We start from the raw sequence: 12292 nt of genomic DNA, 5'->3' as shown, positions 1-12292 counted from the left end.
GTGCACATATGGCGCGTTATGCCTTATGTGACAGCGGGCAAAAAAAATTTGTTGACGTTCCTTGCATTTTGAATTCTTGGTCTATACTGCCTGATGTGAAGGAAAGGTGCGCCGGTGGAGAGTTGTATCCCGACGGGATATTGCCGGGGCAAAAGTTTAAAAAATGTACAGCTCTGTGAAGGATTCCATGTCAGTTTCAGGTGCCTCCCCGCACCCGGGTAGTAGCCCGCTCTGGTAAACAGTAACAAGGGCAGGTTGAGGAATAAGGGGTTCGCAGGAAGCGGACATAGAAAAATAACTGCGGCTCACGGAACTTAAAAGGAGCAGCTCGATGAATCACATTCAGCCCGACCAGACTTCGCTCTCAGAAGACAAACCACTTCAGCAGGCCAGGATATCCGGTGACCCGAATATTCTCGACCAGCTGTTGGCACCGCCGGAAGCGACCAGCTTCGGTATTGCGGCGCGGGTAATCGACGTACTGGAGCAACGTATCGGTAAGGCTTCTCTGGCCATCCGTCCGGTGGCCTCAGACCTCAGTATGTCAACTCGCACGCTGCAGCGTCGGCTGCAGGAGCACAATCTGAGTTTCGCCTCATTGCGCGATCATGTGCGTTTCCGCCACGCGGTGCATTTCCTGAAAGATACCGCGCTCAGTGTGGACGGCATTTCGCGTATCCTGGACTTCTCAGACCGGACCAGTTTTACCAGTGCCTTCAAGCGCTGGACCGGCATGTCACCAACTGGCTACCGCCGCCAGGTGCGTCAACGTTTCTGACCGGGCGGATAGACGGCCGGAACCTCCCGGAACCGGCCCGATCCATTGCCTCGGCAGGGTAAACCCGTTAGAGTTGGCGACAAATTTATAGGCTGACTCTTTGAGGTTCTGCATGAGCTTTTTTATTCCCGCTGCTGTGGCACAACAGACCGCTCCGGCGCCGCAGGGTAATCCGATGATAACCCTGTTGATGTTCGCGGGCCTGTTTGCATTTATGTGGTTTTTTATTATTCGCCCGCAACGCAAGCGCCAGAAGGAGCACCAGGAGCTCGTGGGCGCGCTGAAAAAGGGCGACGAAGTGGTAATGACCAGCGGTATGTTGGGGCGTGTCGACAAAGTCGATGACGACTACATCGTTCTTGAGGTTGCCGACAATATGTCACTCAAGTTCCAGAAGGTAGCCGTTCACGCAATTCTGCCGAAAGGTACCATCAAGAAGATCTAAGGCGTCTGCTGTCGCCTCGATTATAAAAACCCGGCTGTTGCCGGGTTTTTTGTGTCGAGTGAGGCGGTTTTATCCTTTCGTGACTTTGCGCCGGAAAAATAAGGACTTCAAGCCAGGAGGCACCACACTTGGTCACCCAAAAGCCACTCTCCTATCCCCCGCGCGTGAATCTGGCCCATTTGCCCACTCCGTTGCAGCCACTGGATCGCATAACAGAGAAATTCTCCACCCCCCATGGCGGGCCCCGCATCTGGGTCAAGCGAGATGACCTGACGGAAACGGCCATGTCCGGCAATAAACTGCGCAAACTGGAATTTGTTGCTGGTGAAGCGCGTGCGCAGGGCTGTGACACCTTGATTACCTGCGGCGGCGTGCAGTCCAATCACTGCCGCACAACGGCCCTGGTCGGCGCGCGCCTGGGGATGCGGGTACAGCTGATTTTGCGCGGTGAATTTGAAGGCATTCCCGATGGCAATCTCCTGGTCGATCAGCTGGCCGGAGCGGCGACCGCCTTCTATCCACCGCGGGAGTATTTCTCAGATCTCGAAAAACTTTTCGAGCACTGGCGAGATTTCTATGCCGAGCGGGGCCACAAGGCATTTTGTATTCCCACCGGAGCCAGTGACGGGCTCGGCATCTGGGGCTATATCGCTGGCTCTGAGGAATTGCTGGCAAATTGCCGAGATCGCGGTTTTGTGCCCGAACATATCGTTTGTGCGACGGGTAGCGGCGGCACCCAGGCCGGCCTGACGCTGGGTTGCCAGCTGCTCGGTTCGACGGCCCGTGTGACAGGCTATGCTGTTTGTGACAATGCGGAGTACTTCCAGCAGAAAGTTCGCGAAGATATTCGCCACTGGAGCAGCTTAAGTGGCAACGCCGTGGATGAATCCGCTTTATCTATAAATGTTAACGCAGACTATATCGGGCCGGGCTACGCGATTGCCGAAGAACCGGTGTACCGTGCGATTGCCGAGGCGGCCAGCCTGGAAGGGTTACTGTTGGACCCTGTCTATACCGGCAAGGCCTTTTACGGTTTGTTGCAGGAACTGCACAAAGGCACTTATCGGGACTGCCAAAACCTGGTGTTTGTACATACCGGTGGGCAATTCGGCCTGTTTCCTCACCGGGAAAACTTTCCGTTCCTGCTGTAAAAAGTCCTGTTACTGTTCTACTGTTGCGGAAGCTGCTAACCTGCGCAGCAAATCACAGTTGAAACTGTACACAAAACAATCAGAATTAAGTCAGAGTAGTGGGGGTTAGTTTGGAATCCTTTAATCAACTGCTGTTGTCACTGGACGGCATGCTAGGTTCGGCACCCTGGTTCCCCTGGGTGCTGCTCGGCGTCGGTTTCTTTTTCACAATTTACCTCGGCTTCCCGCAGCTCCGTTATTTCGGCCATGCGATCAAGATCGTGCAGGGCAAATACGATAAGCCAGGTGATCCCGGTGACACCTCCCACTTCCAAGCCCTGTCTACCGCGCTGTCCGGCACCGTGGGTACCGGCAACATCGGTGGTGTGGGCCTGGCGATCTTTCTCGGTGGTCCTGCGGCGCTATTCTGGATGTGGATGACCGCCTTCCTCGGTATGACGACAAAATTTGTCGAGGTGACCCTTTCGCATAAATACAGAATCAAAGCGGCGGACGGCTACTATGCCGGTGGACCCATGTTTTATATGGAACGCCGCCTGAATATGAAGTGGCTTGCGGTGGCGTTTGCTGTCGCCACTGTGATCAGTTCTTTCGGCACCGGCAGCCTGCCACAGGTCAACAATATCGCTCAGGCGATGAACGATACCTTTGGTCTCGACAAGGAACTGACGGGCGGTGTGCTCGCGATCCTGCTCGGCATGGTGATTATTGGCGGCATTACCCGTATCGCCAAAGTAACCTCTACCATCGTGCCGGTGATGGCTGTGTTCTATATTATCGGCGCACTCGCGGTCATCCTGTATAACTATGAGAACATCATCCCCTCATTCGTGTCCGTCTTCCGCGATGCATTTAATGGCAGCGCCGCCGCTGGTGGCTTCCTTGGTGCCAGCTTTGCCTACGCGTTTAATCGCGGCGTAAACCGCGGCCTGTTCTCGAACGAGGCGGGGCAGGGCTCTGCACCGATTGCGCACGCCGCGGCGCGCGCCGACGAGCCCGTTTCCGAAGGCATGGTTTCCCTGCTCGAGCCTTTTATCGACACCATCATCATCTGTACATTGACCGGTCTGGTGATTCTGTCTTCGGGTGTCTGGACAGAAAAGCACATGAACAAGTTTGAGCGTGCCGACCTGGTTGCTGTCGCTGGCAGCTACAACGATCAAAAACCGGAAGACGTGCAGAAGTTGTTCCATTTCCTGAGTGGCAGTGAAAGCGACGTGAAACCTTACAGCGGTTCCATCGTCGTCGCGGACGGCCACGCGTTAAACGGCAAGGAGTTCAGCCTGATTCACGCGCGCTCGGTTGCGGAAGATCTGGTATTCCGCGTGGGCGACGACAACTTCAGCGGCGTATTGACCGTAGTGGATGGCAACTTTGCCAACCCGAATATCGAAATCTGGGGCAACTCTCTCGTACACTCCGTCGCACTGACCAACAAGGCATTTCAGCGGGGCTTCTTTGGTGAGTACGGCAGCCTGATCGTCACTCTCGGTATCCTGCTGTTTGCCTTCTCTACGGCGATCGCCTGGTCCTATTATGGTGACCGTTCCATGATTTACCTGTTCGGCCCCAAGGCGGTAATGCCGTATCGCCTGGTCTACGTCATTGCCTTTTACTGGGCTGCGGTCGAGGACACCACGGTTATTTGGAACCTCTCCGCAGTGGCAATCGTTATCATGACATTGCCCAACCTGTTCGGTATCAGTGTCCTGGCAAAGGAAATGAAAGATACGGTGAAGGAGTACTGGAAGGATCCCAGTCATAAATAGATAGCAGTCGCTGTTTAAGCTTTAAAAAAGGGGGGAGCCATCAGGCTCCCCCCTTTTTTGTTTACATCGCTGCGTCAGTGCTCAGGGGCTCGCCTGCGCCTCCAGCGTCACACCAGAGTAGGAGGAGTAGCCGCGAATACTGATATACCAGGTGCCGGCCTGGGGATTGCTGAAGCTGCAATTTTCATTATTTCCCCAGCGGTAGGGACGGCAATCCCAGCTTCCCGTCGTGGGCTGGGCGCCATAGCGGACGTAGAGATCGCCATCGCCACTCCCGCCGGACATCTGTACATCGAGTGTGGACATGCCGGCATCAACATTCAGTGTGAAGTGCTGCCAGGAGCCCTGGCTGCCAGAGAGGTCGGTTTCCACCCAGCCGTCACCATTTCCGTTGCCGCCCTCGTTGAAGCTGCCCACGAGGCTGACGCGGGAGAAACTGCTGTAGGCGCGCACCATGACGTAATAAGTCCCGGCCTGTGCGTTGGCTATGTTGCAGGTCTCGTTATTGCCGTTGAGGTAGGGGCGGCAGTCGTAGCTGGAAGTGGTTGGAGCGGAGGCGAAACGCACATAAAGGTCGGCATCACCGCTACCGCCGGAGATCTGGAAACTCAGATTGGAAGCGCCAGCGGGTACTTCCAGCGTGTAATGCAGCTCCTGGCCGGTACTTCCCGAGAGACTTCCTATGGCCACACCGTTTTCCAGTTCGCCGCCGCCGGGATTGCCGCCACCGCCACAACCGGCCGTCGATACGCCAACCGTATCGAACGCTGCAGTAACCGCGGACAAGTCGTATCCGAGGTCCCCGGTGGCTGCTAGCACGCCGCAGGCGCCGTCGATATAGTCGGAAGTGGTGTTCCAGTACATCTGGTTGGCGAGCACGAACAGATCAAAGGCCGTGCGGGTATCCCAGCCGCTGCTGGTAGCGATCAGGTAGAAGGCCCGGTTGAACACTCCCGAGCTGTAGTGCACATCCATACCGGAGTAATAATCCGAGGCGTGACCGATCGATTTTCCATCGCGGGTGGGGTCATCCATATAGCGCAGAGCGCCACTGGCTTTGTAGATATCGGCCCCAACCATCCAGTCGTTAGTGCCGCGCATATAGAATTCCGCTGCCTCACCGGCCATATCGGAGAAGGCCTCATTGATTCCGCCGGACTGTGCGGAATATTGCAGGCCGGAATTCTGTTCAGTAAAACCGTGACTTACCTCGTGCGCCGAGACATCGAGGCTGACGAGAGGGTGGAAGGTACTGCCGCCGTCGCCGAAGGTCATCTGGCTGCCATCCCAGAAGGCGTTCTCGTAGTTATTGCTGTAGTGCACACGCATACGAAGCTTCTGGGTCAGTGGTGCGGTGTTATACCAGTCGCTGTAGAGATTGAAGACCACATTGCCGAAGTAATGTGCATCATTGAGCGGTGAGTAGGCACCGTTGATTTCCTTGTAGTCGTTATACGGGCAGGTGAAGGAAAAGATGTTGCCACCACTGGTCTTGTGGTTCAGGTCCACCGTTTCGACATTTGTGGTGTCCATTCGGCAGCTGCTGTCCACCTGCATCGGGGGAAAATCGGTCCCGTATTCATAGCGGCCGGTTTTCTGGTTGCCGCCGGGGCCGGTGGCGTCCTGGTGATTGATACCCTCCCAGTGCTCCAGTACCTCGCCGGTCAGGGCATCAATGAAGTAAAAGGGGCGTGACGGTTGATCGCCGTACTCGACCCAGCTCACCAGATAGGCGAGGCGTGCCTTATCCTGCGCATCGACATGGACATAGAGCGTATGCGTCTGTTTTTCCGCAGCGAGTTTCAGGGCGGGCAGCGACAGGGCGCCACGCAGCAGGCCCTGCTGTGCACGCTGATTGATCAAGTGGTCCATCGCGCGTTCCAGCGCATTATCCGCCTGTATGGACGCGCGCACCGAAGGAACCTCCAATTCCAGGCCGGCTAAAACATCGCCTGTTACCGCCGCAGATATCCCTTGTGTGGTGCTGGTGATGGTTTGGCCCCAAACCGGAATTCCCTTGTGGGTCTGCCGGTAGCGGGCGATGGTTTTGCCGTTGGCGAGCGTGCGTTCGCGGACTTTTTCCAGGGCGATATCCGCGCCCGCGACTGCGGTGAGTGCCTGGGCCGACAGCATATCCGGGGTCGCCGGTATCCTGTCGGCAGCATGGGCGCTGACCGCCAATGCCAAAGTACAGACAATTCCAGTTAGATGCTTCATTGCTAGCTTTCCTTTTATTGCTCTTATCTTGCGATCGACTGCTGCGGACACGGGGGATCGCCCCGCTTGCGCCACGGTACTGGCAGGCCTGTCGGCACCGTCACAGATCGATTCAGTTGAATGGTCAGACTGCAGAAGAAGGCCGGGCACCGGGGTGGGGTCGAATTGCTCGGTACGGCGCGCCGCTTTCTCAAACCGGGGTCCGGTGTTTCCGAACCGGATTGAGGTTACACCGCATACTCAAAGCGACAAGAAAGGAATGATGGAAATTCTATATATTGAAATTCTTTTCAATATCTTTGCGCAAGGTTTCACAAAGGTGGGATTAATATCCTGTCGGGCACCCAGTGGTCAATTTCCAACCTGGTGCTGGCTTGGCATAAAAAAGCCCCGCGAGCGGGGCTTTACAGTCGACGTTTAGTGTCGAACCTGGATCTTACAGGCGTCAGACATTCAACAGCAGGTACTCGCGCTCCCAGGAGCTGATTACCCGGTTGAATTCCTCGTATTCGTCGCGCTTGATCGCGCTCCATGCGCGCACGAACTTCTCGCCGAACATTTCCGCCGCTTCCTCACACTCCAGCAGCAGGCTCAGGGCGTGCTCCTGCGTGCGGGGCAGGGTGATGGGCTCGCTGGAACAGTCCCCGTGGTAGGGCGCACTGGGTTCGATCCGGTTGATCATGCCCAGGTAGCCACAGGCCAGGGAGGCGGCGATGGCCAGGTACGGGTTGCAGTCGGCACCGGGAAAGCGGTTCTCCAGACGTTTCCCCTGCGGCGAACTGTCCGGCACGCGCAGACCGGTGGTGCGGTTATCGTAGCCCCAGTGCAGGCTGGTCGGTGCCGCCATCTCCGGTGTAAACCGGCGATAGGAATTCACGTTCGGCGCAAAGAAGCTGATAAAACCCGGAGTATATTTCTGCATGCCGCCGACAAAGTGCAGGAAGGTTTCATTTTCCCTGCCTTCGTCGTCGACAAAAATATTTTTGCCGGTTTCGGCATCGACGATGCTCTGGTGAATATGCAGTGCGCTGCCAGGTTCATCCTCCATCGGCTTGGCCATGAAGGTGGCGTAAATACCATGGCGCAGCGCGGTTTCACGCACGGTGCGCTTGAAGGTGAAAACCTGGTCTGCGAGCTTGAGTGGATCGCCGTGCAGGAAATTGATTTCCATCTGCGCGGTGCCGGATTCGTGAATCAGTGTGTCCACGTCCAGGCCCTGGGCCTCGGAAAAGTCGTACATGTCCTCGATGATCGGCTCGTATTCATTCGCCGCGTCGATACTGTAAGACTGTCGGGTTTTTTCCGTGCGACCTGAGCGACCTACCGGTGCGGACAATTTCTCGTCCGGATCCAGGTTGCGCTTAACCAGATAGAACTCCACTTCCGGAGCGACAACCGGTTTCCAGCCCTTGGCTGCGTATTTATCCAGCACGAACTTCAGAATATTACGCGTACTAATCGGATGCGGCTTGCCATCGCGGGTATAGCAGTCGTGGATAATCTGTGCCGTGGGTTCGTTGGCCCAGGGATTGAGTCGCACGGAATCCGGGTCCGGTTCCAGCAGCATGTCGGTGTCTGCCGGGTCCACCAGTTCATTGTGTTCATCGACATAATCGCCGGTTACGGTCTGCACCAGAATACTTTCCGGCAGCCGGCTGTCTTCGGTCAGGAACTTGTCCGTGGGGGTAAATTTGCCCCGCGCATTACCGGACATGTCGGGCACCAGACACTCAACCTCTGAAATATTGTGATCTGCGAGCCACTTTGTAATCTTGTCCATTTTGCACCTTGATCGAGATGATCTTCCCCGTTTTGGGTTGCATTAGTATACGCCCGGTCCTACTGTGCGCGCGGCATCATCCTCCGCAGTTTGATTTTGCGGGGCCGCCGGGCGCGCCACGCCGGGCTTAAAAAAACAGCGATCGATAGGGATTACCGTTCGCGGGCTTTGATTATGACAAGAAACCGAATTATTATTCAATATAAATTGAATGATTGTTCGGTTTTTGCCGGACTTGAGGCCCGAGGGTCCTGCTTGGAGACAGCTATATGAACGCCACTGGCACAGTAAACAAACTGGTCGGCCACCCCGACTCCTATTACGCGGCAAGTGCAAACCCCGCACCCGTCTACCCGCAGCTCGAGGGCACGGTCGAGGCGGACGTGTGTGTGATAGGCGCGGGCTATACCGGGCTTTCCTCGGCGCTGCATCTCGCAGAGCGAGGTTACAAAGTCGTGGTATTGGAAGCGGAGCGTGTCGGCTGGGGTGCGTCGGGGCGCAACGGCGGGCATGTCGGGGTAGGGCAGCGCCGCGGCCAGGAAGACCTGGAGAAGATGCTCGGCCTGGATACCGCCAAGCAGCTCTGGGACATGAGCGTCGAAGCGGTGCACCTGGTGGAAGACCTGATCAACAAGCACAGCATCCAGTGCGACCTGAAGCGCGGCATTATGCACCTGGCGGCGAAGCGCAGTCATAACGCGCACCTGCAGGAGGAGGTCGAACTGCTGCGCGATCGCTACGGCTATGAGCAGATGCGCTATGCCGATGAGGATGAGGCGCGCACGCTGGTGGGGTCCGAGCGCTATTTTGGTGCGCAGGTCGACAGCGGTTCCCTGCATCTGCACCCGCTCAATTTCGCCCTCGGTTTGGCCGGCGCGGCGGCCGCAGCGGGTGTCGACTTCTATGAGCACAGCCGCGTGACGAAATACCGCGGTGGTTCCCCCTGCCTGGTGGAGACCGCAAACGGGCAGGTGAAAGCCAAAAACATCGTGCTGGCCTGCAACGGTTATCTGGGCAACCTGGAACCGCGTATGGCCGGCAAGATTATGCCGATCAACAATTTTGTGCTGGCCACCGAGCCGCTGTCGGAGTCGCTGGCGAAAGAGCTGATCGCCAACGATTACGCGCTGCAGGACACCCTGTTCGTGATCGACTACTGGAAACTGTCCGGCGACAACCGCCTGATTTTTGGTGGTGGTGAAAACTACACATCGCGCTTCCCCCAGGATATCCGCAACTTTGTCCGCAAGTACATGTTGCGGGTCTATCCGCAGCTCGCCGATACCCGGATAGAGTTCGGCTGGGGCGGGACGCTGGCGATTACCCTGAATCGCATGCCGCACCTGGGCCGGCTGGAGCCCAACGTCTACTACAGCCAGGGCTACTCGGGCCACGGTGTGCCTACGGCGACTTTTGCCGGCAAGCTGATTGCAGAAGTCGTTGCGGGAACCGAGGAGCGCTTTGATATACTGGCGCAAATTCCAACACCGAGCTTTCCGGGCGGCACATTGCTGCGCTGGCCCGGCCTGGTAGCGGGAATGCTCTATTACAGCCTGAAGGACAAGCTGGGCGGCTGATGGCCATTCCAATTGGAGGGGTCAGCACCAGGGTAACTAGGAGCTGAATTTCAAATTTGAATAATTATTCGGTTTGTGGGATAACAGACCTTCAAGTTCACTCGCTGGGTTAGCGCCATCGGCGGTTTCGGATGAGCAACCCTGAATAAAAAAAATGACGGGGGCGACCATGCCTGGATCAATAAAACTTTTGCACAACAACAAACACGCTCTTGCGTCGGCCATCGGTGCGGCGGTTATCGCCGTGAGCACCGGCGCCTCGGCGGCACAGATCGAAGAAGTGACCGTTACCGCGCAGATGCGTGCCGAGTCGCTGAAAGATGTACCCATGGCCGTCAGCGCCTTTACCGGCGATACGGTCAAGAACGGTAACTTGAAAGAGTTCAAGGACCTGTTCGCGCTGACCCCGGGCGTTTCCGGTGAGACCAACGATTCTTTCTTCGATTCGGTCTCCGTTCGCGGCGTTAACAACAACAGTTTCGGCAGCGGCAGTGACCCGGCGCTGGGCGTATTTCTGGACGGTGTATACCAGAGCCGTACCGGTGCCACCCCGAGCATGTATGACCTGGAGCGCGTAGAAGTGGTCAAGGGCCCGCAGGGTACCCTGTTCGGCCGCAATACCGCCTCCGGTGCCATTTCGATGGTGTCCCGCAAGCCGGGCGACACCCTCGCCGGCGAGGTCTCCGTCGGCGCTGGCCAGTACGGCCGCCAGGAGTTCGAGGGCAGCCTCGATATGCCACTGGGTGACAATCTCGCCGTGCGCATCGCCGGCATGCACCAGCAGGAAGACGGCCATATCAAAAACCTGGCCGGTGGTCGCGACCTGGGTGCCAGCGAAACGGACGCCATGCGTCTTACCGCGGTTTACGATGGCCTCGAGAACACCACTGTGACATTGATGGCACAGTACGAAGACCGCAAGGGAGATGGCACCATCTACCGCGCACTGGACACCGATGGCGACTACGACCAGGTGTACAACGACGCCCAGGGTTTGGACGAGTCTGAAATCGGCGACGTGATCCTGACCGTGGAGCACGAGCTGGCCGGCGGCAATACGCTGTCGTCGATCACCGGTTACAAGACCCACAACTACACCTATGTCGAGGACTTCGACGGTACCGCCAATCCCATCGACACCTACGTGCGCGACCAGACCGGTGACTTCTTCAGCCAGGAGTTCCGCCTGACCTCCAACAACAGCGGCATGTTCAACTATGTGATCGGTGCCTCCTACTACCAGGAGGACGTGGATGCGTTCTTCGCCGGTATCGACAGCGAGGACTTCATCTGTGACGGCATCTATGCCGACGAGTGGGAAGAGGGCCTGGATAGCTTCGATACCTGTGCGAGCCTGCCGCAGGACGTGATCGACGAGGCGTTCGGTTTCGAGGGGGAGCCCTGGGAATACGCTCCGGGCGGTCTGTCCATTGAGGCTGCAGACACCTTCGGCGAGTACTCCGGCTGGGGTGTTTTCGCCAACACCACTTTTGACTTTACCGATGCCACCAGCCTGGGCCTGGGCATTCGCTATACCAGCGACACCAAGAACTACAAGGTGGTATCCCCCTGGCCCGACACCTGGACCGGCGGCTGGAACTACCAGTCCATGTATACCGATGAGGCCGGCATTACCGGTGACAATACCTGGACCAATATCTCCGGTCGCGCGACCCTGAACCACGACCTGAACGACAACGTCACCGCCTATGCCAGTGTGGCGACCGGTTACAAGTCCGGCGGTTTCGACTACCTGTCCTACCACATCACCGATCCGGCCTACGGCGACGATGAGGACAGCCAGTACGAATGGCTGGACGAGCAGGGCTATGAGGTGAATGCCGGCAATGCCGAGCCGAGTCGCTTCGACGAGGAAAATGTCCTGTCCTACGAGTTGGGCCTGAAGGCGCGCCTGCTGGACAACCGCCTGGCATTGAACGCGGCGGCTTTCCAGTACACCTACGACGACCTGCAGCAGGCCTTCTTCGTCGGCGCTGCGGCCATTACCCGCAACGTGGGTGAGTCCGAGGGCCGCGGCCTGGAAGTCGACGCCCGCTGGCTGATCACCGACAACCTGGATCTGTACCTGGGCATGGCGTGGCTGGACACCAAATTCACCGGTGCGCCGGAAGAGCTGTGTGAATCCTGTGACGGCAACGAAATGGCCTTCTCGCCGGAATTCTCCTCTGCCACTGTGCTGACCTACCACCAGGCTACTGGGCTGGGTGAGATCAATTACTCCGCTGAGTACACCTTCACCGGCGAGCAGTGGTCCGATCTCGAGAATACCGAAGAGGTCAAGCTGAACAGCCGCGATATCGTCAACCTGCGTGTATCCCTGACGGCGCCCGACGAGAGCTGGACAGCCGGCATCTACGCCGAAAACCTGTTCGACGAGGAGTACTACCACTGGGGCTACGCTGAAGCGCTGTACAACCTGCCGACCACCAAGACAGACCCCTCGCGCGGTCGTCTGGTCGGCGTGAACCTGGATTACCGCTTCTAACCCGGAGCGGGACCTCACAGGTTGCGACAACAGAGCCGGCGTTTTACGCCGGCTTTTTTGTGGCCGGAA

Annotated in this window: 8 protein-coding genes; 6 read left to right on the top strand and 2 right to left on the bottom strand. The window is 57.4% G+C overall.

What is annotated here, in order from left to right; all coding sequences use genetic code 11:
• Positions 1-331: 331 nt before the first annotated feature.
• The 4 genes from BUC36_RS01715 (at position 332) to BUC36_RS01700 (ending at position 4143) form a co-directional block, all read left to right on the top strand.
• Positions 332-778, top strand: coding sequence for a helix-turn-helix domain-containing protein (locus BUC36_RS01715; RefSeq protein WP_073270827.1), 447 nt, complete (start codon positions 332-334; stop codon positions 776-778).
• Between the two features lie 112 nt (positions 779-890).
• Positions 891-1223, top strand: coding sequence for a preprotein translocase subunit YajC (gene yajC / locus BUC36_RS01710; protein ID WP_073270825.1), 333 nt, complete (start codon positions 891-893; stop codon positions 1221-1223).
• Between the two features lie 128 nt (positions 1224-1351).
• Positions 1352-2374: a D-cysteine desulfhydrase family protein gene (locus BUC36_RS01705; protein ID WP_073270823.1), complete on the top strand. Its 1023-nt coding sequence runs from the start codon at positions 1352-1354 to the stop codon at positions 2372-2374.
• Positions 2375-2484: 110 nt separating this feature from the next.
• Entirely contained in the window at positions 2485-4143 is a 1659-nt protein-coding gene (locus BUC36_RS01700) for an alanine/glycine:cation symporter family protein (RefSeq protein ID WP_073270820.1), read from the top strand.
• An 81-nt stretch (positions 4144-4224) separates the two neighbouring features.
• On the opposite strand, the gene BUC36_RS19145 is transcribed toward BUC36_RS01700, so the two are convergent.
• Together BUC36_RS19145 and BUC36_RS01690 are read right to left on the bottom strand one after the other, a co-directional pair.
• Positions 4225-6360, bottom strand: coding sequence for a M4 family metallopeptidase (locus BUC36_RS19145; protein WP_073270817.1), 2136 nt, complete (start codon positions 6358-6360; stop codon positions 4225-4227).
• A gap of 445 nt (positions 6361-6805) precedes the next feature.
• Positions 6806-8140 carry a glutamine synthetase family protein gene (locus BUC36_RS01690; RefSeq protein WP_073270815.1) on the bottom strand — a complete coding sequence of 445 codons (1335 nt, stop codon included), beginning with the start codon at positions 8138-8140 and terminating at the stop codon, positions 6806-6808.
• Between the two features lie 269 nt (positions 8141-8409).
• Here BUC36_RS01690 and BUC36_RS01685 point away from each other — a divergent pair, with 269 nt between their 5' ends.
• Both BUC36_RS01685 and BUC36_RS01680 read left to right on the top strand, forming a co-directional pair.
• On the top strand, positions 8410-9717 hold the full coding sequence (locus BUC36_RS01685; RefSeq protein WP_073270812.1) for an NAD(P)/FAD-dependent oxidoreductase: 1308 nt from the start codon (positions 8410-8412) through the stop codon (positions 9715-9717).
• 190 nt (positions 9718-9907) lie between these two features.
• Positions 9908-12223 carry a TonB-dependent receptor gene (locus BUC36_RS01680; RefSeq protein WP_073270810.1) on the top strand — a complete coding sequence of 772 codons (2316 nt, stop codon included), beginning with the start codon at positions 9908-9910 and terminating at the stop codon, positions 12221-12223.
• The last annotated feature ends 69 nt before the right edge of the window (positions 12224-12292 follow it).

Source organism: Microbulbifer donghaiensis (assembly GCF_900129095.1).
GTDB classification, from domain to species: domain Bacteria; phylum Pseudomonadota; class Gammaproteobacteria; order Pseudomonadales; family Cellvibrionaceae; genus Microbulbifer; species Microbulbifer donghaiensis.
This window is presented reverse-complemented; position numbering and strand designations above follow the sequence as displayed.

Coding starts and splice junctions, on each gene's coding strand:
- BUC36_RS01715 (WP_073270827.1), top strand. CDS start 332: ATGAATCACATTCAGCCCGACCAGACTTCGCTCTCAGAAGACAAACCA.
- yajC (WP_073270825.1), top strand. CDS start 891: ATGAGCTTTTTTATTCCCGCTGCTGTGGCACAACAGACCGCTCCGGCG.
- BUC36_RS19145 (WP_073270817.1), bottom strand. CDS start 6,360: ATGAAGCATCTAACTGGAATTGTCTGTACTTTGGCATTGGCGGTCAGC.
- BUC36_RS01690 (WP_073270815.1), bottom strand. CDS start 8,140: ATGGACAAGATTACAAAGTGGCTCGCAGATCACAATATTTCAGAGGTT.
- BUC36_RS01685 (WP_073270812.1), top strand. CDS start 8,410: ATGAACGCCACTGGCACAGTAAACAAACTGGTCGGCCACCCCGACTCC.